Genomic DNA, 18,722 nt, shown 5'->3' on the forward strand with positions numbered 1-18,722 from the left:
GCCGCGCCGCCATGGCTCCACCACATGGGAACGACATAGACACATCCGGGTATGAATCCAGACAGACCAGGCGTGCCGTGCTCGCGGGTGCCGCCGCCGTCGGCGCACTCGCCGCCGCCGGGTGCACCCGGGTGGCCACCGCGTCCACCGGCAACGGCGGTGACCTGCTGCAACGACTGCGCGCCCAGGGGGTCGTGCGGCTCGGGATCGCCGGTGAGATCCCCTTCGGGTACATCGACAAGGACGGCCGTCTCACCGGTGAGGCACCGGAGTTGGCGAAGGCGGTCTTCAAGCGGCTCGGGGTCGGCAAGGTGCAGCCGGTGCCGACCGAGTTCGGTTCGCTGATTCCCGGACTGAATTCGCAGCAGTTCGATGTCGTGGCGGCCGGGATGTACGTCAATCCCGAGCGGTGCCAGCAGGTGATCTTCGCCGACCCGGACTACCAGATGCTCGACTCGTTCATCGTGCGCAAGGGGAATCCCAAGGGGCTGCACGACTACCAGGACGTCGTCGCGAAGAAGGCGAAGTTCGCCACCGGGACCGGGTATGCCGAGATCCAGTACGCCGTCGAGGCGGGGTACAAGGAGAGCGACATCCTGATCGTCCCCGATCAGGTCGCCGGGCTGAACGCCGTGGAGGCGGGGCGGGTCGACGTCTTCGCCGGGACCGCGCTCACCACCCGTGCGGTGGTGAAGAAGTCGGCCAAGGCCGAGGCGACCAGGGCGTTCGCGCCGCTCGTGGGCGGGAAGCCGCATGTGGACGGGGGCGCGTTCGCGTTCCGGTCGGCGGAGACGAGGCTGCGGGACGCCTTCGACGTGGAGCTGCGCAAGCTGAAGAAGAGCGGCGAACTGTTCCGGATCCTGCGGCCGTTCGGCTTCACCGAGGCCGAGATGACCGACCTGACGGCGAAGGAGCTGTGCGGGGGAGGGAAGAGCGGATGACCTCGGGACTCTGGGAACTCGTCCTCAAGGGCGCCTGGACCACCGTCCAACTGCTGGTGCTCAGCGGGCTGTTGATGACGGCCGTGGCCCTGGTGGTGGGCGTGGCGCGGACGGACCGGCACTGGATCGTGCGCTTCCTCGCCGGCTTCTACACCGAGGTGTTCCGCGGCACCTCGGCGCTGGTGATGATCTTCTGGGTGTTCTTCGTGCTGCCGGTCGCCTTCGGCTGGCAGCTGGTGCCGATGTGGGCGGGCACGCTCGCGCTCGGGCTGACGTACGGCGCGTACGGCTCGGAGATCGTGCGCGGGGCGCTCAACGCGGTCGACCCGGCGCAGAAGGAGGGCGGGATCGCGCTCAGCTTCACGCCCTGGCAGCGGCTGCGGCTGATCCTGCTGCCGCAGGCCGTGCCGGAGATGATCCCGTCGTACTGCAACCTGCTCGTCGAACTGCTCAAGGGCACCGCCCTGGTGTCGATCACCGGCATGGGCGACCTGGCGTTCAGCGGGAACCTGGTGCGGCTGGCGCTGCAGGAGAGCGCGCACATCTACACGTATCTGCTGCTCGTCTACTTCGTGATCGCGTTCGTCATCACCCGGCTGATGCGCGGTCTGGAGAAGCGGCTGAAGGCCGGGATCGGCCAGGACCCGGGGAACGAACGGACGGCACGTGCGGCCAAGCGTGCGCAGACGACCGGGGTCGGTGGTGTCGCGTGACATGGGACTGGAGTGCCGTACGCGCGTTCATGCCGCACTTCTGGGACGGCCTGCTGGTCACCCTTCAGGCGCTGGTCCTCGGTTCGCTGATCTCGTTCTCGCTGGGGCTGGTGTGGACGCTGCTGATGCGGACGCCGAGCAGGTGGGTGCGCTGGCCGGTCGGGGTGGTCACCGAGTTCGTGCGCAACACCCCGCTGCTGGTGCAGCTGTTCTTCCTGTTCTACGTGCTGCCCGAGTGGGGGCTGACCTTCTCCGCGCTGACCACCGGTGTCTTCGCGATCGGCCTGCACTACTCGACGTACACCATGCAGGTCTACCGGGCCGGTATCGAGGCGGTGCCGGTGGGGCAGTGGGAGGCGGCCACGGCGCTCAGCCTGCCCGCGCGGCGGACCTGGTTCGCGGTCATCCTGCCGCAGGCGCTGCGCCGGGTCGTGCCGCCGCTCGGCAACTACGTGATCTCGATGCTCAAGGACACGCCGATCCTGATGTCGATCACCGTGCTGGACATGCTGGGCGAGGCGCGGCTCTTCTCCCAGCAGCACTTCCAGTTCACCGAGCCCGTGACGGTGATCGGCGTCGCCTTCATCGTCATCTCCTACCTCGCCTCCCTTCTCCTGCGCACCCTGGAGCGTCGCCTTGTCCGTTGAGACCAGTAAGCAGCCGAACCGGTCCGATGCCCCGGCCACCGAGCTGATCCGGATCGAGGGGGTCACCAAGCGGTTCGGGGACAACACCGTCCTCGACGGGCTCGACCTCACCGTGCAGACGGGCCGGCACGTCACCCTGATCGGGCCCTCCGGCTCCGGCAAGACCACGATCCTGCGGTCGCTGATGACCCTGGTGAAGCCGGACGCCGGCACCATCACGGTCGACGGGGAGCGGCTCTTCCCGGCACCGGAGAAGGAGCTGCGGGAGGTCCGCAAGAAGATCGGGATGGTGTTCCAGCAGTTCAACCTGTTCCCGAACATGACCGTGCTGCGCAACATCACCGAGGCCCCGGTGACCGTGCTCGGGCTGTCGAAGGAGGAGGCGGAGGCGCGGGCGCGGGAGCTGCTCGACCTGGTGGGCCTCGCCGACAAGTGCGACGAACGGCCGACCCGGCTCTCCGGCGGGCAGCAGCAGCGCGTCGCGATCGCCCGGGCGCTGGCCATGCGCCCCAAGGTGCTGCTCCTCGACGAGGTGACCTCGGCGCTCGACCCCGAGCTGGTCGCGGGCGTCCTCGACCTGCTCAGGGACATCGCCCGCACCACCGACATCACCATGCTCTGTGTGACCCACGAGATGAACTTCGCCCGGGACATCTCCGACCAGGTCCTGATGTTCGACTCGGGCCGGATCATCGAGGCGGGTCCGCCGGAGCGGATCTTCAGCGAGCCCGAGCACGAACGGACCCGGGAATTCCTCGGCGCGGTGCTGTAGATATTTCCACGTCGGCGGCACAAAAGTTTCGCTGCGCGGCCACGCGACTACAGGAAGTGAAGGCGCGAACTCCCGAGGTCCGGCGGCCGGGTCATTCCGCTGGCATATGCCAGAGGGTCTCTGCCGCAGTTGGGAGGGCCGGAATCTCACCAACACCCCCTCCGTTTCCGGCTCTTGCCCGTTATCGTGGAGAGGATCCGAGAGGATCCGCAGTCCGGATCGCGGCCCAAACAGTGCTGCCGAAGCAGTACCGTCGAGCGAGCGCAGGGGGACCACCGTGGCGCTGAAGCACGACCCGACAGCCCCGTACCACTCCGCCCAGGACGCCCTGCGCGTCCTGGAGACGGTGGCCGGGCACTCCGCCGGCGTCACCGACACCGAACTGGCCCGCCTCACCCGTCTGGAGCCCGAGCGGCTGACCGCGCTGCTGCGCATGCTGCGCCGCGAGGGCTACGTCGAGCAGATCGCCGACGGCGCCTACGTCACCGGCGAGGCCCTGCGCCGCCTCGGCTCCGCGCACGACCGGGAGCGCGCCCTCGGCGAGCAGCTCCAGGCGACCCTCGACCGGCTGCGCGACTCGGTCGGCGCCGCCGTCTACCTCAGCCGGTACGTCGACGGCGAGGTGAAGATCGGCCAGTACGCGGCCGGCCCGGCCACCCCCGCGGTCAACGAGTGGGTGGACTTCCGCTCCTCCGCGCACGCCACCGCGATCGGCAAGAGCCTGCTCACCCAGCTCGACCACAACGCCCGCCGCGACCACCTCTCCCGTCACAAGATGGCCCGCCTCACCTCGCGCACCATCACCAGCGACAAGCTGCTGCTCTCCCGTCTTGAGGCCCAGCCGCCGACGGTGCCCGTGCTGGACCTCCAGGAGTACGCCATCGGCACGGTGTGCGCGGCGGTGCCGATCACCGCGGGCTCCTCGGTGGGCTGCCTGGCCCTGTCCCTGCCGGTCGAGCACGCGCACCGGCTCCGCCAGGCCGCCGAGGCCCTGAACCGCAGCGCGGCTCCGGTGCTCCTGTCCCTCGCGATCTGAGCCGTACGAGCCCTCCGGCCGTGGTCGGAAGCACCCCTGCGGACCAGGTAGTATTTTCTTCGTCGCCAGCCGCACGGAGCAGTTCCGAACGGTCGGCGAGAGTCATGCGCCGCTAGCTCAGTTGGTTAGAGCAGCTGACTCTTAATCAGCGGGTCCGGGGTTCGAGTCCCTGGCGGCGCACCGATGAAGGGCCTCTCGTGGAAACGAGGGGCCCTTCGGCGTCCTCAGGGGTCAGTCGGCGGTACGTCTGCTCCCCCGGCGGCCGCCACCACACCGGATCGGCGCACCGCACCCCTTCCCGCCGCAGGGCCGCCCGCTGGATCTTGTTGGTCGCGGTCACCGGCATCCGCTCCACGACCCGTACGAACCGGGGCGCCATCTTCGTCCCCAGATCGGGCTGGGCCAGCAGGAACTCGACGAAGTCCAGGGGCTCGAACCGCCCGGCGATCGTCGCCATCACCTGGTCCCCGGTCACCGGGTCCGGCACCCCGTACACGGCGACGGCGTCCGCGCCCTCGTACCGCGCCACGATGTTCTCGATCATCGCGGCGGCCAGGTTCTCCCCGTCGACCCGTATCCGGTCATCGGTGCGCCCCGCGAAGTACAGGTAGCCGTCCACGTCCCGGTAGAACAGGTCCCCGGTCCAGTACCACCCTCCCCGCCGCCGCTCGGCCTCCGCCCCGGGATTGCGCCAGTACCCCTCGAAGGGGTTCGGCGCCCGGTTCACCAGCTCCCCGATCGCCTGCTCCCCGTTGAGCAGCCGCCCCCCGGAGTCGAAGGCGGCAGGCGGGCACTCCTCGCCCGTCTCCTGGTCGAGTACGACGAGACCGGCCGCCGCCCGCCCCACCGCCCCCGCCGGCGTCCCCGGCGACCACTGGATCGCCGCCCCGCCCTCGGACGACCCGTACCCCTCGACGAGCCGCACCCCGAACCGCTCCTCGAAGGCCGCCGCGTCCACGGCCCCGGCCTCCGTCCCGAACCCGAGCCGCAGCGGATTGTCCCGGTCGTCGGGGAGCGGCTCGGTCGCCAGGATGTACTGCACCGCACGCCCGACGTAGGTGAAGTAGGTGGCCCGGTACCGCCGTACGTCGGCCAGGAACCCCGACGCCGAGAACCGCCGCCGTAACGCCACTCCGGCGCCCGCCACCAGCGCGGGCGCCCAGTCGGCGATCACGGCGTTGCCGTGGAACATCGGCATGCAGATGTAGTGCACGTCGTCCGGCCCGACCCGGAACTGCCCGGCCAGCGACCGCCCGGCCGCCGCCAGCCGCCCCTGGGAGCAGAGCGCGGCCTTCGGAGCACCCGTGGAACCGGAGGTGAAGTAGAGCAGCATCCGATCGGCGGGGGTGGCCCGGGAGGCGTCGGGGAAGGCGCCGAGGTAGGGGGCGAGGAGGGCGCCGTACTCCGCTTCGTCGGTGACGAGGAGCCGTACCCCGGGAAGCTCCAGCCCGGCGAGAAGCGGCAGCGAGGCCCGCTCGGTGACCAGCACCGGGCACTCGGTGTGCAGGATGTCCCGGGCGAGCTCGGGGCCACGGCGGGTCGGATTCACCCCCGCGACGGCGGCTCCGGCGAGCGCGGCGGCCCCCAGCCAGAGCGGAAACTCGGGCGTGTTGTCGAGGAGAACACCGACGTGCGGCACGGCGCCCGGCGGCAGCAGATCGGCGAGCAGCGCCGCCCGCGCCGCCGCCCCCGCGGCCACCTCGTGATGCGTGTACACCCGCTCCCCGCACCACAACCCCGGCCGCTGATCACCCCACCGGGCGGCCACTGCTTCAGCGATCGTGTGTATCTCGGAGTCCATGGAGAGGCAGAGTAATTGACACACCGTCAGATTGCAGCGCCCCGTCAGGGGCGCGGGGAACTGCGCGAGCAACCACGACGAACCCGCAGCGCCCCACCCACCGATCGCGGCACTCACGGCGCAAAATCATCCGCCGCCGAGAAGATGAAATGCGCCACCCCCATGAAGCCCAGCGCGAACAGGGTGAACACCACGAAGAACGCCACGACGCACCCGGTACCCGCGGCCAGCCGCCCCTGCGCAGGCGGCTTCGCCGTCGCCTTCGAGGGGTCCTCCGGCAGGTAGTACACCGTCACGAAGTCACCTTCGAGCACAGTCCCCGGCCCGTTCGTCTCCTCGAAGCGGACGACCCGCCCCTCGGCCGTCCGGTACTCGTACACATGGTGCAGCGTGGTCGTCACGGACGTCTCCCCGCCGCCGCTGGTCGTCGTGTACGACCGCAGACAGCGCGCCTCGGCCGTACGCCCGTGACGCCACGCCCGGCTGATCTCGCTCGACCGCCTCAGCGTCCTGACCACCCCGACGACACCTACGACGACGAACATGCCGGGAAGGATGTAGAAGAGCGCTTCCACCAGGCCCATGGGAGTCCCCCGATTCCGAACACCGGTCCGACTGACCGGTGTGGCGGGAACGTACCCCCGCGACCTGCGGCAGGTCCTCAAGCGAAGCTCAGATCAGCCCGGTGTTACCCAGCCGTCGAGCTACGCAGGTCAGAACGTGACGTCCGAGCAGGCGTAGAACGCGTTGCCCGTGTCGGCGATCGTCCAGACCGCCAGGATCACGTGGTGACCGCTCAACCCCGACGGCAGGGTGCCGCTGTGGCTGAGGGTGGCCGGCGGGCGCTGGCCGTTGTACGGAACCGTGAGGAACGGTGTGGTGGTGAGGTCCGAACGGGCGAGGGCGTGGTTCTGGTTCCAGCCCTGCTTGGTGACGTAGTACTCGAAGTCGGTCGTCGCGTGCATCGCCGTGAACTGCCAGCGGAAGGTGTACGACTGACCGCCCGTCACCTTCGTCGTCGGCCAGGCCCCGCCCGAGGGCGTGGTCGGCGAGCTGAGCTGGGCGAACCGGCTCAGCCCGCCGTTGCAGAGCTGGCCGTCGGCGGGACCGGCCGCCGGGAAGCCCTTGGGGCCCTCGACGCTCTGCGGCTCGTACTGGATGTCGCCGCAGCCCGTCACCGTGCCGTTGGCACAGAGCTTCTGCCGGCTGATGGGGAGGTCGGTGTAGCCGTGCCCGCTGGCGCCGCCGGTGGAGAGCGCGAAGGCTCCGGCGGTCGCCACGCCGAGCACGGCGGCCGACACCTTGGTCCGTTTACGCATGCTGCCGCTCCTGGAGAACGTGGGGGAGGTTCTGTGAGCCGTGCAGGTCTAGACCAAGCCCCAGATTATTGCCATCACTTGACCGTGTCCATCCCCGTCACGGCGCGGAGTCCGAGCGTCCCGAGCAGAACGCCACCGTCAGATCCCGCACCAGCACCTTGCGCTCGTAGTCGTCGAGTTCGACCAGGCCGCGCATGGTCAGCCGGGTCACCGTGTCCTCGACCGAGTCCACGACGTTGGCGAGCATCCCGGCCCGCTGCCGGGCGTCGAGCACGGCGATCCGCCGGCGGTGCATGGCCGCGGCGACCTCCGGGGCGTACTCCACCCGGACCGGCTGCACGGAGAACACCTCCAGGCCGATCCCGGCCGCGTCCGCCGTGACCAGCCGGGTCAGCGCGTCCGTCGCCACCTCGACCGAGCTCCGGGCCGTGCCCGGCGGCTCCACCGGCACCCGGGCGAGCGCGGCCTCCACGCACTCGCGCAGATACGTCTCGTGGTCCTCGACGCCGAGCACCGCCCGCGCGGTGTCCCGCACCCGCCACACCACCAGGACGACGACCCGGAGCGCGACCCCGTTGCCGTCCGCCGCCGGCATCTCCTCGCTGCGCCAGTGCCGCAGCCGGACGTCGACCCTGCGCCGCAGGAACAGCGGGTTGACCCAGAGCAGACCGGTGCGCCGTACCGTCCCCTGGTAGCGGCCGAACAGGCCGAGCACCCAGGCCCGTCCGCTCACCCCGCGCGCCAGCCCCCCGAAGCCGAAGAGACCGAGCGCGCCGGCTCCGGCGTACGCGGCCCACTGCGCCGGGCCGAGTCCCGCGCCCGCGTACGCCGGAAGGCGCAGCGCGTGCGCCGCGAGCGGGGGCAGCACGCCCGCCCACCAGGAGGCGGCCAGGCCTCCGGCCACCCCGCCGAGCCCTGCGGCCACCCCGGCCGCGCCGGGCAGCACCCGGCCGGGGCGCTCCACCAGTTCCGGGTCGACGGCGGCGACCGGGCGGGGCTTGGTCATGGCCGGGCGGCGCAGCCGGGGCTGTTCGCCGGTGCCCTGCCGGCGGCCGACGACGGCGGGCCGCAGCGGCACCGACACCGGGTCGGGGTCGTCGCGGAACAGCAGATGGACGGGGATCTCGGTGGTGACCTCGTTCTGGATCAGCCGGGGAGCCGGGCGGACGGGCGTTCCGCCGTCCAGGGGCTCGTCCGAATCAGGGGTGTGCTCAGTGGTCGTACTCATGCCTGCCTCCAGCCTCCGCGCCAGATGCTTCATTCAGGTCGTTCAGTCGTTCAGTCGTTCAGGTCATTCGGGTTGTTCGGGTCGTTCAGGTGGTCGCCGGGTTCGTCACAGGAACAGCCGGCGCCAGGTCTCCGGCCCCGGGTAGCCGTCGGCCGCGCCGCCGCGCCAGCCCTGGGCGCGCTGGAACGCCTCGACGGCCCGGCGGTCCGCCTCGTTCCAGGCCGGGCCCGGGCCCTTGGGGTAGAAGCGGCCGAAGCCCTTCTTGACCAGCTGCCTGCCGAGCCGGGTGATGTGGTCGTTGGCGGCGCCCGGGCGGAAGTAGTTCTTGCCGGGGTAGCCCGGGACCCCGTGCGAGGCGGGGGCGGACGTGCCCGTGGCGGAGGGCTTGATGTTCTTGCCCTTGCCGGCGGCGAGGAGTTCCCAGGTGCCCGGGCCGGGCAGGCCGTCGGCGGCGGCGCCGGTCCAGCCCTGGGCCCGCTGGAAGGCCTGGGTGGCGCGCTGGTCCGCGGCGCCCCAGACCGGGCCCGGGCCCTTGGCGTAGTAGCCGCCGGCGCCCCTGGCGACCAGCAGCCGGCCGAGAAGGGTGACGTACTTGTTGTCGGCGCCGGGACCGAAGTAGGCCGCCCCCGGGTACGGCCCCGCCGCCTTCCCGGCCTGGGCGCCCGACGTACCCGGGTCCGCGATCAGCCCCTTGTAGCGGTAGGGGACGTACTTGGCGGAGTTGCTCCAGTAGGCGTACGGCGTGGACTGGCGGCGGGTACGCGGGGGCACCTGCTCGTACGCCGTGTACGCGGTGTGCGTGTGGTCCGTCCAGCCGCCGAAGATCACGACGTGGGAGCCCTTCTCGGGGTCGGCCGGGTTGTGGAAGAGCAGCATGTCGCCGGGCTGGAGCTCCTCCTTGGTGATCTTCGTGCCGAACTGGTCGAGGCTGCCGGTCCACTCGTTCCCGGTCAGCTTCCAGGCCATCGAGACATAGCCGGAGCAGTCCTGGCGGTACCCGTCCGTCCAGTAGAGGGACATGCTGTACGGCACCTGGGCGGCGATCCAGGTCTTGGCGCGGTTGATGATCTCCGTGCGGGTGACGGAGGGCGTCTGGACCGGTCCGTGCGCGGGCTTGCCGCCCGGGCCGTGCAGGGGGGACTTGGCGCCCTGCGGGGTGCTGGGCTCGCCGTCGCCGGGGACCCCGGGCCCGTGCGGGGCGGGCGGGGTGCTGTGCGCGGCGGCGGTCGGGGCGCCCGCGGCGAGGGCGGCGGACGCGGCGGCGGCCACGACCAGGACACCCCGGGCGGCCGGGTGCCCGCCGAAGCGGCCGGACAGCGGGTACGGGCCCACCCGCCGCCAGTGGGCGCAGCCGGGGCATTCGCAGTCGTTCGCGGGGTCGAATTCCTCGAATACCGGGGCCGGCATGCGACTCCCCTCACGTTTCGGGTGGGTATATCCGATCTTGTGCACGTTGATTACTTTCCCAACTGTCCCCCCAGTGCGCATGCTGACGGCCCGAATGATGTACGGCAGGGGGCGGACGGAGGTCCCCCCGGTGGCCGATGGTCGGGAGCACCGCCATGGGTCGGGTAGAGTTGTCCACGTCAGCAGGCGCCGCTAGCTCAGTTGGTTAGAGCAGCTGACTCTTAATCAGCGGGTCCGGGGTTCGAGTCCCTGGCGGCGCACCGACAGCAGAAGGCCCTCCGCAGCAGCGGGGGGCCTTCTCGCGTGCACTCCACCCGGCATACGAGGTCACTTCGATCCCGTCCGCCCCTTTATGTCAACAACCGACACGACCGATCCACACAATCCCCACACGTTCCACAATGAACGCGTATGACCGGTAAACACCGTGTTTCGCTCTTGCGATCATGATGAACACCGTAGAACCCTGGATGTCCAAAGTGCCGGTGATTCGCGGCACTTGGGGGGTAGGTAACCGGTTGCCGCATCTGCGGGGTGAGGGGCCCCGGTCATGAATCGGTGCCGAGGGGGGCATCATGCAACCGGACGGTCACGGTCCGTGTCCATAGTCTGTGGAACGACTGTGCCCCGCCATTGACGCGCCCGAGAGGGTCATGGGGGACCGGATCGGGCGGTGGGACCGACAGACACGCGCTGACCTGCGCGTGTGGGGGGAAGACTCATGACGTCGACGCCGACCGGCGCCCGGCACGAACAGGAACGCGACCCGGCACAGACATACGACCCGTCACAGACCACACAGCTCCGGGTGCCCGCGCACCGCAGCACCACCGGCACCCTGCGCCGCATCAAGAAGACGCTGCCGAGATACGACTACGAGCACTACAGCCGGCTCGCTGGCCCCCTCACCCAGCCCGACCCGGGCAGGCCGTACCAGGTGCAGTACCGCTCGCTGCTCTCCCAGGAGCCGCACCGCGTCCGCGCCGCCCTGATGCTGGGCGCGGCCCCGCTGCTCTCGCTGGTGCTGCTGACCTGGCTGATGCAGCCCGAGCACTGGACCCAGCGGGACTATCCGGCCTACGACCTCCTGCCGGCCCTCGACATCGTGATGCTGGTGTCGATCGGCCTGATCGAGTTCTTCCGCTGCATGAACGTACTGTCGAACGCGCATGCCACCCTGGTCGCCCGCGACCCCGTCCCGGTGGTCCCGCAGACCGGCACCCGGGTCGCGTTCATCACCACGTTCGTGCCCGGCAAGGAACCCCTCGACATGGTCACCCGGACCCTGGAGGCGGCGGTCCGGCTGCGCCACCGGGGCCTGCTGCACGTCTGGCTGCTCGACGAGGGCGACGACCCCGAGGTGAAGCGGGTCTGCGCGCGCCTGGGCGTGCACCACTTCACCCGCAAGGGCGTCGAGAAGTGGAACCGGCCCAAGGGCCCGCACCGCGCGAAGACCAAGCACGGCAACTACAACGCCTGGCTGGAGGCGCACGGCGACGCGTACGACTTCTTCGCCTCCGTCGACACCGACCACGTACCGCTGCCCAACTACCTGGAGCGGATGCTGGGTTACTTCCGCGACCCGGACGTCGGCTTCGTCATCGGCCCGCAGGTCTACGGCAACTACGACACGTTCGTCACCAAGGCCGCCGAGTCCCAGCAGTTCCTCTTCCACGCCCTGATCCAGCGCGCCGGCAACCGCTACGGCGCCCCCATGTTCGTCGGCACCTCCAACGCCGTACGGATCAGGGCGATCAAACAGATCGGCGGCCTGTACGACTCGATCACCGAGGACATGGCCACCGGCTTCGAGATGCACCGCGCGAAGAACCCGGCGACGGGCCGGAAATGGCGGTCCGTCTACACCCCGGACGTGCTCGCGGTCGGCGAGGGCCCGAACGCCTGGACCGACTTCTTCACCCAGCAGCTCCGCTGGTCCCGGGGCACGTACGAGACGATCCTCAAGCAGTACTGGAAGGGCCTGTTCAGCCTGGGTCCCGGCAAGCTCTTCAACTACACCATGATGATCATCTTCTATCCGATGTCAGCCCTCAACTGGATCCTGGCGGCGCTGAGTTGCGCGCTGTTCCTGGGCCTGGGCGCCTCGGGTGTGAACATCGACCCGACCGTGTGGCTGATGCTCTACGGCAACGCGTCCGCGCTCCAGATCGGCCTCTACATCTGGAACCGCCGGCACAACGTCTCCCCGCACGAGCCGGAGGGTTCGGGCGGAGTGGCCGGCATGGTGATGTCGGCGCTGTCCGCACCGGTCTACGCCCGCTCGCTCATGGACGCGGTGCTGCGCCGCAGGAGCAGGTTCGTGGTCACGCCGAAGGGCGAGTCGGCCAGCCCGGACACGCTGTTCGGGACGTTCCGGATCCACTGGTTCTTCATCCTCGTCTTCGGCGGTTCGCTCGCCGCCGGCTTCGTCGAGGGCCACTCGCAGCCCGCGATGCTCACCTGGGCCTCCCTGGCGCTGCTGATCACGGCGGCGCCGATCTTCGCCTGGCGGTACACGCTGCGGAAGGAACGGGCGGCGCCCGCGGCGGCGGCCGAGCCGGAGGACGCGGTGCCGGCGGGCTACCTGCCCGCGGGACACGCCCCGCAGCAGCGGCCGACCTGGACACCGGCCACGGGCACGAACACCGGCACGAACACCGAACAGACCATGCGGATCGCGCTCGGCGGGCTGGGGGGTCGTAAAGAATGAACGACAGTGCCGGCCGCCGCCGGGCTCGTCGTCTCGCGATCGGCACGGCGGTGTTTCTCGTCCTGGCCGGGATGAACGGGCCGTGGGTGTACCGCTTCGGGACCGAGCAGTATCACCAGTACAAGATCAACAGACCGGAGTACAAGGCCGAGAACGGCCACTGGGACATCATCGAGTTCCCGAAGGAGTACCGCCAGGACACCATCCACGCGGTGCTCCTGCACACCGGGAAGGTGCTGCTGGTCGCGGGCTCGGGCAACAACCAGGACAACTTCGACGCGAAGATCTACGACAGCCGGATCTGGGACCCCGTCAAGGGCACCATCAAGAAGGTGCCCACCCCGGCCGACCTCTTCTGCACCGGGCACACCCAGCTCGCCAACGGCAACATCCTGATCGCGGGCGGCACCAAGCAGTACGAGAAGCTCAAGGGCGACGTCAAGAAGGCCGGCGGCGTCATGATCCTCTACAACGAGAACCCGGACAAACCGATGACGCTGCCCAAGGGCACGAGGTTCACCGGCAAGCAGAACGGCAAGACGTTCGTCTCCGACGACTCCGCGCTGATCCCGCGCGCGACCAAGGTCTTCGACAAGGCGACCGGCAGGTTCCTGCGGAACAACCCGGGGTACGCGCGGGTCATCGTCGAGGCGCCGAAGCAGGGCACCCAGTACGAGACCGGCACCGAGGACAACTACAGCATCCAGGGCCTGACCGGCGCCGACGCCCGCAACACCTACGGCATCGCCAACAAACTCGGGCTCGACAAACGGGACTTCGAGGGCATCAAGAACGCCTACGAATTCGATCCGGTCGCCGAGAAGTACATCAAGGTCGACCCGATGAACGAGGCCCGCTGGTACCCGACGCTCACGACCCTGTCGGACGGGAAGGTGCTCAGCGTCTCGGGTCTCGACGACATCGGTCAGCTGGTCCCCGGGAAGAACGAGATCTTCGACCCGACGACGCGGACATGGACGTACACGAAGTACAAGCGCCAGTTCCCGACCTACCCCGCGCTGTTCCTGATGCAGAACGGCAGGATCTTCTATTCGGGATCCAACGCGGGATACGGACCGGACAACATCGGGCGTGACCCCGGGATCTGGGATGTCGACACCAACCGGTTCACCAAGCTGCCCGGGCTCAGCGATCCGGACATGCTGGAGACGTCCGGGACCGTGCTGCTGCCTCCGGCGCAGGCCGAGACGTACATGGTGGTCGGGGGCGGCGGGGTCGGCGAGTCCAAGCTGTCGACGAACAAGACGCGGCTGATCGATCTGAAGGACGCCGCCCCGAAGTTCGTGGACGGACCCACGTTGGAGAAGGGGACCCGGTATCCGCAGATCTCGGTGCTGCCGGACGACACCGTGCTGGTGTCGGGCGGCTCCGAGGACTACCGGGGACGCGGCGACTCCGACATCAGGCAGGCGCGGATCTACGACCCCGCGGCCAACTCCTTCAAGAGGGTGGCCGATCCGCTGGTCGGACGGAACTACCACTCCGGGTCGATCCTGCTCCCGGACGGCCGGGTCATGTTCTTCGGCTCCAACCCCCTCTTCGCGGACAAGGCGAACACCAAGCCGGGGGTCTTCGAGCAGCGGATCGAGATCTACACCCCGCCCTATCTGTACCGGGATTCACGGCCGTCCCTGAGCGGAGGTCCCCAGACCATCGCACGGGGCGGATCGGGGACGTTCACGTCACAGCACGCTTCGACGATCAAGAAGGTGCGGCTGATCCGGCCCAGCGCGACGACGCATGTGACGGACGTGGACCAGCGGAGCGTCGCGCTGGACTTCACGACGTCGGGCAACCGGATCACGGTGACCGTGCCGACGAACCGGAACCTGGTGCCGTCGGGTTGGTACATGCTGTTCGCCGACGACGACCAGGGCACACCCAGCAAGGCCCAGTGGGTGAAGGTGCCGTAGCGCCGCCCCGGCACTGCCCTAGCGTTTCTCCGTGCGGGACAGCCAGGTGGTGAGGAGCGTTTCGAGTGCCTCGGCCTCGGTGGGGGTCAGTGCGTCCAGCAGCCGGCGCTCGTTGCGCATGTGGTCGGTGAACGCGCGGTCGATCAGTTCGCGGCCGGGTCGGGTGAGAGCGACGATCCGGCCGCGCTGGTCGTCGTCGGAACGGCGGCGGGTGACGAGTCCGGCCCGCTCCAGACGGTCGATCCGCTTCGTCATCGCACCGGTGGTGACCATGGTGTGCGCGGCGAGCTCGCCGGGTGCCCGTTCGAAGGGTTCACCGGCGCGGCGCAGGGCGCACAGGACGTCGAACTCCCCCTCGCTCAGGCCGTAGCGGTCGTAGACGAGGCACAGCTCCCCGGTGAGCCGGTCGGCCAGCCGGTGCAGCCGGCCGATCACCCCCTGCGGGGTGACGTCGACGTCGGGCCGCTCGCGGCGCCACTCGGCCTGGATGAGGGAAACGCGGTCCGGGGATTGCGGATCGTCCATGGACCACATAATAGCTTCCCAGGAAGCTATATCGCCCCTATATTGCCTTCCATGGAAGCTACTATGCGCTGGAGGGCGCTGACCGCTGTCGCGCCGGTGGCCTGGGGGGCCAACTACTTCGTCACGCACCAGTTCCTGCCGGCGGACAGCCCCCTCTACGGGGCCGCCCTGCGGGCGCTGCCCGCCGGTCTCGTCCTGCTGGGGCTGTGCAGGCAGCGGCCGCGCGGCGCGTGGTGGTGGCGGTCCGCGGTGCTCGGGCTGCTGAACGTGAGCGTGTTCTTCGTCCTCGTCTACGCCGCCTCCCAGCTGCTGCCGACGAGCATCGCCTCGACGGTCATGGCGGTGTCCCCGCTGGCGATGATGCTCATCGCCTGGGCCCTGGTGTCCGAGCGCCCCGGCACGGCGCACCTGGCCGGCGCCGCGATCGGGCTCGGCGGGGTCTGCCTCATGCTGCTCACGGGGGCCGAGGACGTCAGCGTGCCGGGAGTGCTCGCCTCGGCCGCGGCCATGCTCGTGTCGTCCTTCGGCCACATCCTGACCAAGCGGTGGAGCGCCGGCACCGACGTGCTCGCCTCGACCGCCTGGCAGCTCACCGCCGGCGGTGTCTTCCTGCTCCCGGTCGCCGCGGCGGTGGAAGGGCCGCCGCCCGCGCTCTCCCCGACGGCCCTGCTCGCGTTCGGCTACGTCACCCTGGTCGCCACCGCTCTGGCCTTCGTCGCCTGGTTCACCGGACTGCGGCACCTGCCCGCGGGCACGGTGGGACTGATCGGCCTGCTCAACCCCCTCACAGGCGTGCTGCTCGGCACGGCGGTCGCCGGAGAGGTGCTGACGGACCGGCAGCTGTGCGGGCTCGTGCTCGTCCTGGCGGGCGTCGTCCTGGGCCGGCCCACACGCGCGGGCCGACGCGGAGAACGACGCACGCTCTTCAGGCGTGCGGTCTTCAGGCGTACGACCTTCAGGAGGTCGACGCCCCCGCCAGTTTCAGGGCGTAAGTCGGCCACCAGTCCCCCGCCTGCGGCCCGCCCTTGCACGTCCCGTCCGACTCCCCCGGGCGCTTGACCCACAGGTAGGCGTCCACCAGCGGATCCGCCGTCTTCGTGGTCGGCGTCTCCCCGAGGGCCCGCCCCGGCGGGTTGCACCACCGTTCGTCCGGATTCCCGCTCCCGTAGGGCCCGTTGCCGTTCCTGCTGGTGTCGATGACGAAGTGTTTGCCGCCCACCTTCGCCGACAGCTGCTTGCCGTAGGCGATGGAGTCCTGGGTGGAGTAGAAGTTGGAGACGTTCACCGCGAAGCCGTCCGCCTGGGCGACGCCCGCCCGCTGGAGGGGCTGGTAGATCTGGTCGGGGTGACCCCAGCCGGCGTTGCCCGCGTCCAGGTAGACCTTGGTGTTCTTCAGGGACTTGAGCTTGCCGATCGCGTAGTTGAGCAGGCTGTAGCGCTCCTCCTGGAACTGGGCCTGGGTGCAACCGTCGACGAGGTGCAGTACGGCGTCCGGTTCGAGGACGACGGTCGCGGGGCGGTCCTGGATGCCCTGGGCGACCCCGTCGATCCACGCCCGGTACGCGTTGCCGTCGGCCGCGCCGCCCTGGCTGTACTGGCCGCAGTCGCGGTGCGGGATGTCGTAGAGGACCAGCAGGGCGGTGCGGTCGGACTGCTGCGCGGCCTCGGTGAAACCGCGTGCCTCCTGCTCCGGGTTCTCCGGGCCGATCCACTCGCCGGTCGGCTGTGCCGCTATCTTGCGGATCTGCTCGGCGTCGCCGTCCTTGCCGGCCTTCGCGTAGGCCTTGACCTGGCGGGCCGCGTTGGAGTCGGGGTTGACCCAGAACGGGTCCGCCTCCTTGGGCTGCTGGGTGATCGTCGCGCCCGGATCGGCGGTCTTCGGCCGGTCGTCGCCGCCTCCGCCCGAGGAACAGCCGGCGAGCAACAGCGCCGCTCCCAGCGCACACGCCCAGGCCGAGGACCGGGCCCCCCTGCTGACGTACATCCAATTCCCCCCTGGGTGCACTTGGCCAGGCCCCAATCGTGACATACCCGCCGCACTCGCCACGAGATCGCACAAGCGTTGTCGGTGAGCTGTTACAGCGCGAGTTGACGCGGCCCGAGTTGACGCAGCCGGCGGATGGTTGGCGGGCGGGAACCTAGGCCCGGGCGTGAGTTGCCCTCTAGAGTCGTGTCCAGGCGGCCCCGCCCCCGGTCTGCCTTCCCAGCCTCCCGTGTCCGACGCCGGGTTACTCCCGCAGCCCGAGCGCGCGCGGTCGAGGACCGGCCCGGTCGGCGGTCTCAGGGGAGCGGGCCGTCGACCGGGCGACAGGTGCGGGTCCGTACGGCGTTCCCGTGGGTTCTATGCGGCGGTTCCGGTGAGGTACGCGGAGACGACCACGTTCGCCGTGTAGCTGTGGGTGGTCCGGTCGAAGGTGCCGCCGCAGGTGATCAGGCGGAGTTCGGCGCGGCCCGACTCGCGGGTGCCGTAGGCCTGTTGGGCGTCGAAGTGGTCGCGGGGCAGGACCTGGACGTCGTCGACGGTGAACTCGGCGACCGTGCCGTCGGCGCGGACCACGCGGATCGTGCCGCCCGGGTGCAGGGCGCTGAGCTTGTAGAAGACGGCGGGCCGGGTCTCGGTGTCGACGTGCCCGACCAGGAGCGCGGTGCCGGCCGCGCCGGGGTCGGTTCCTGAGCCGTACCAGCCGACCACGCCGGGCTGGTCGAAGGGCGGCGGGTCGATCCCGCCCTGCCGGTCGAGGCCGCGGGAGACCACGGGGGCCTGTATGCCCAGTTCCGGTATGTCGATGCGCTCGGGCGGGGCCGAGTCCAACGGCTTGGCGGGCGGCGGGAGTTCGGCGCCGGCGGGGCGGCCGACGGCGGCCACGTCACCCGTGGTGGGGCCGGATATGCCGTCGGGTACCTCGGTGACCCCGCGGCCCCACAGCCACAGCCCGAGCAGCAGGATCGCCCAGGCCACGCCGGTCAGGAGCCGTCCGGTGCCGGCGGAAGGTGCGGTGTCGTCGTACTTTTCGGACACGGTGGGGCCGCTCCTCAGCGCGAGCCGCGGCTCCGGCGGGCGCTCAGCAGCCCGACGGCGGCCGCGGCGAACCCGGCGAGGACGAGTCCGGTCACGGCCTGCGCGGTGTCGGGGCCGGATGCCCGGGACTCCGCCGAGGCGAGCGGTGCGGTGCCCCCGCCGCCCGCGTGCACGGGCGCGACGGGCGAGGCGGGCACCGCACCGGGCGCGTCCTGCTGGGACTGGGAGGACCGCGCCGCGACGGTGACGCTGCCGCTGACGGCGGAGCCGGCGCAGGTCACGCTGACGTCGTAGGAGCCGGGGCCGATCCCGGAGCGGACCCGGGTCTCGCCGGCCAGGGCGCCGTCCGTGCCGCTGAGGCGGGCGTCCGAGACGAAGGCCGTCGAGGTGGCGGTGCCGGTCGTCCCGGAGCAGCCGCTCACCCGCAGCGTCACATCGGAGCCGGGGGCCGGGGCGGCCGGGGTCACGGTGACTCCCCGGCCGTCCGCCGCGTGCGCGGCCACCGGAGCGAGGGCGGCGGCGCAGCCCAGGAGTCCCGTACAGAGAGTGAGGCGAATTGAGCCCATCGTGAACCTCCAGATATCTGGAGGCTCCCCCGCGCCGGGCGCCCCCGCATCCTCGGGGGCCGCCGTATTGCTCCGTACGGGTGAGGGAAGGTTTGGTCGGTTCG

17 protein-coding genes and 2 tRNA genes are annotated in these 18,722 nt (G+C 70.4%); 10 read left to right on the plus strand and 9 right to left on the minus strand.

Annotation, left to right across the window (positions count from 1 at the left end; translation table 11 throughout):
• The first annotated feature begins 11 nt into the window (after nt 1-11).
• The 6 genes from ehuB to AB0D85_RS34075 all read left to right on the plus strand — a co-directional run bounded on the left by ehuB (nt 12) and on the right by AB0D85_RS34075 (nt 4,289).
• Nucleotides 12-941: an ectoine/hydroxyectoine ABC transporter substrate-binding protein EhuB gene (gene ehuB / locus AB0D85_RS34050; RefSeq protein WP_362328733.1), complete on the plus strand. Its 930-nt coding sequence runs from the start codon at nt 12-14 to the stop codon at nt 939-941.
• Nucleotides 938-1,654: an ectoine/hydroxyectoine ABC transporter permease subunit EhuC gene (gene ehuC, locus AB0D85_RS34055; protein WP_362328735.1), complete on the plus strand. Its 717-nt coding sequence runs from the start codon at nt 938-940 to the stop codon at nt 1,652-1,654. The genes ehuB and ehuC overlap by 4 nt, the downstream gene beginning before the upstream one ends.
• Nucleotides 1,651-2,301, plus strand: a complete 651-nt coding sequence (gene ehuD, locus AB0D85_RS34060) for an ectoine/hydroxyectoine ABC transporter permease subunit EhuD (protein WP_362328737.1) — start codon at nt 1,651-1,653, stop codon at nt 2,299-2,301. The genes ehuC and ehuD overlap by 4 nt, the downstream gene beginning before the upstream one ends.
• Nucleotides 2,291-3,073: an ectoine/hydroxyectoine ABC transporter ATP-binding protein EhuA gene (ehuA, locus tag AB0D85_RS34065; protein ID WP_362328739.1), complete on the plus strand. Its 783-nt coding sequence runs from the start codon at nt 2,291-2,293 to the stop codon at nt 3,071-3,073. The genes ehuD and ehuA overlap by 11 nt, the downstream gene beginning before the upstream one ends.
• Before the next feature lie 277 nt (nt 3,074-3,350).
• Nucleotides 3,351-4,109 (plus strand): IclR family transcriptional regulator C-terminal domain-containing protein, encoded by a 759-nt coding sequence (locus AB0D85_RS34070; RefSeq protein WP_362328741.1) that lies wholly within the window; start codon nt 3,351-3,353, stop codon nt 4,107-4,109.
• Between the two features lie 106 nt (nt 4,110-4,215).
• Nucleotides 4,216-4,289: transfer RNA gene (locus tag AB0D85_RS34075), tRNA-Lys, on the plus strand.
• On the opposite strand, the gene AB0D85_RS34080 is transcribed toward AB0D85_RS34075, so the two are convergent.
• The 5 genes from AB0D85_RS34080 to AB0D85_RS34100 all read right to left on the minus strand — a co-directional run bounded on the left by AB0D85_RS34080 (nt 4,255) and on the right by AB0D85_RS34100 (nt 9,864).
• Nucleotides 4,255-5,910, minus strand: coding sequence for an AMP-binding protein (locus AB0D85_RS34080; RefSeq protein WP_362328743.1), 1,656 nt, complete (start codon nt 5,908-5,910; stop codon nt 4,255-4,257). The genes AB0D85_RS34075 and AB0D85_RS34080 overlap by 35 nt on opposite strands.
• 113 nt (nt 5,911-6,023) lie before the next feature.
• Nucleotides 6,024-6,485: a DUF3592 domain-containing protein gene (locus AB0D85_RS34085; RefSeq protein WP_362328799.1), complete on the minus strand. Its 462-nt coding sequence runs from the start codon at nt 6,483-6,485 to the stop codon at nt 6,024-6,026.
• A gap of 138 nt (nt 6,486-6,623) precedes the next feature.
• Entirely contained in the window at nt 6,624-7,229 is a 606-nt protein-coding gene (locus AB0D85_RS34090) for a lytic polysaccharide monooxygenase (RefSeq protein ID WP_362328745.1), read from the minus strand.
• Between the two features lie 97 nt (nt 7,230-7,326).
• Complete coding sequence (locus AB0D85_RS34095; RefSeq protein WP_362328747.1) at nt 7,327-8,457, minus strand: SPFH domain-containing protein; 1,131 nt, start codon at nt 8,455-8,457, stop codon at nt 7,327-7,329.
• A 105-nt stretch (nt 8,458-8,562) separates the two neighbouring features.
• Nucleotides 8,563-9,864 (minus strand): peptidoglycan-binding protein, encoded by a 1,302-nt coding sequence (locus tag AB0D85_RS34100; RefSeq protein WP_362328749.1) that lies wholly within the window; start codon nt 9,862-9,864, stop codon nt 8,563-8,565.
• A gap of 186 nt (nt 9,865-10,050) precedes the next feature.
• Here AB0D85_RS34100 and AB0D85_RS34105 point away from each other — a divergent pair.
• The 3 genes from AB0D85_RS34105 (at nt 10,051) to AB0D85_RS34115 (ending at nt 14,508) form a co-directional block, all read left to right on the plus strand.
• Nucleotides 10,051-10,124 (plus strand) — tRNA-Lys (locus tag AB0D85_RS34105).
• A 461-nt stretch (nt 10,125-10,585) separates the two neighbouring features.
• The gene (locus AB0D85_RS34110) at nt 10,586-12,574 is read left to right on the plus strand and encodes a glycosyltransferase family 2 protein (protein ID WP_362328751.1); all 1,989 of its coding nucleotides are present in this window, start codon (nt 10,586-10,588) and stop codon (nt 12,572-12,574) included.
• The gene (locus AB0D85_RS34115; protein WP_362328753.1) at nt 12,571-14,508 is read left to right on the plus strand and encodes a kelch motif-containing protein; all 1,938 of its coding nucleotides are present in this window, start codon (nt 12,571-12,573) and stop codon (nt 14,506-14,508) included. Before AB0D85_RS34110 ends, AB0D85_RS34115 begins: the two co-directional genes overlap by 4 nt.
• Before the next feature lie 18 nt (nt 14,509-14,526).
• Here AB0D85_RS34115 and AB0D85_RS34120 read toward each other — a convergent pair whose 3' ends face one another.
• Nucleotides 14,527-15,033 (minus strand): MarR family transcriptional regulator, encoded by a 507-nt coding sequence (locus AB0D85_RS34120; protein ID WP_362328755.1) that lies wholly within the window; start codon nt 15,031-15,033, stop codon nt 14,527-14,529.
• Nucleotides 15,034-15,096: 63 nt separating this feature from the next.
• Between AB0D85_RS34120 and AB0D85_RS34125 the strand changes: the two genes are divergently transcribed.
• The gene (locus tag AB0D85_RS34125) at nt 15,097-16,092 is read left to right on the plus strand and encodes an EamA family transporter (RefSeq protein ID WP_362328801.1); all 996 of its coding nucleotides are present in this window, start codon (nt 15,097-15,099) and stop codon (nt 16,090-16,092) included.
• On the opposite strand, the gene AB0D85_RS34130 is transcribed toward AB0D85_RS34125, so the two are convergent.
• The 3 genes from AB0D85_RS34130 to AB0D85_RS34140 all read right to left on the minus strand — a co-directional run bounded on the left by AB0D85_RS34130 (nt 15,989) and on the right by AB0D85_RS34140 (nt 18,618).
• Nucleotides 15,989-17,017 (minus strand): glycoside hydrolase family 6 protein, encoded by a 1,029-nt coding sequence (locus AB0D85_RS34130; protein WP_362328757.1) that lies wholly within the window; start codon nt 17,015-17,017, stop codon nt 15,989-15,991. The two genes, AB0D85_RS34125 and AB0D85_RS34130, sit on opposite strands and share 104 nt — an antisense overlap.
• Before the next feature lie 357 nt (nt 17,018-17,374).
• Nucleotides 17,375-18,052 carry a class F sortase gene (locus AB0D85_RS34135; protein WP_362328759.1) on the minus strand — a complete coding sequence of 226 codons (678 nt, stop codon included), beginning with the start codon at nt 18,050-18,052 and terminating at the stop codon, nt 17,375-17,377.
• A gap of 14 nt (nt 18,053-18,066) precedes the next feature.
• On the minus strand, nt 18,067-18,618 hold the full coding sequence (locus AB0D85_RS34140) for a hypothetical protein (RefSeq protein WP_362328761.1): 552 nt from the start codon (nt 18,616-18,618) through the stop codon (nt 18,067-18,069).
• Between the last annotated feature and the right edge of the window lie 104 nt (nt 18,619-18,722).

Source organism: Streptomyces sp. NPDC048277 (genome assembly GCF_040652235.1).
Taxonomy (GTDB): Bacteria; Actinomycetota; Actinomycetes; order Streptomycetales; family Streptomycetaceae; genus Streptomyces.

Coding starts and splice junctions, on each gene's coding strand:
- AB0D85_RS34140 (WP_362328761.1), bottom strand. CDS start 18,618: ATGGGCTCAATTCGCCTCACTCTCTGTACGGGACTCCTGGGCTGCGCC.
- ehuC (WP_362328735.1), top strand. CDS start 938: ATGACCTCGGGACTCTGGGAACTCGTCCTCAAGGGCGCCTGGACCACC.
- AB0D85_RS34100 (WP_362328749.1), bottom strand. CDS start 9,864: ATGCCGGCCCCGGTATTCGAGGAATTCGACCCCGCGAACGACTGCGAA.
- AB0D85_RS34080 (WP_362328743.1), bottom strand. CDS start 5,910: ATGGACTCCGAGATACACACGATCGCTGAAGCAGTGGCCGCCCGGTGG.
- AB0D85_RS34090 (WP_362328745.1), bottom strand. CDS start 7,229: ATGCGTAAACGGACCAAGGTGTCGGCCGCCGTGCTCGGCGTGGCGACC.
- AB0D85_RS34115 (WP_362328753.1), top strand. CDS start 12,571: ATGAACGACAGTGCCGGCCGCCGCCGGGCTCGTCGTCTCGCGATCGGC.
- AB0D85_RS34130 (WP_362328757.1), bottom strand. CDS start 17,017: ATGTACGTCAGCAGGGGGGCCCGGTCCTCGGCCTGGGCGTGTGCGCTG.
- AB0D85_RS34125 (WP_362328801.1), top strand. CDS start 15,097: ATGCGCTGGAGGGCGCTGACCGCTGTCGCGCCGGTGGCCTGGGGGGCC.
- AB0D85_RS34120 (WP_362328755.1), bottom strand. CDS start 15,033: ATGGACGATCCGCAATCCCCGGACCGCGTTTCCCTCATCCAGGCCGAG.
- AB0D85_RS34095 (WP_362328747.1), bottom strand. CDS start 8,457: ATGAGTACGACCACTGAGCACACCCCTGATTCGGACGAGCCCCTGGAC.
- AB0D85_RS34110 (WP_362328751.1), top strand. CDS start 10,586: ATGACGTCGACGCCGACCGGCGCCCGGCACGAACAGGAACGCGACCCG.
- ehuB (WP_362328733.1), top strand. CDS start 12: ATGGCTCCACCACATGGGAACGACATAGACACATCCGGGTATGAATCC.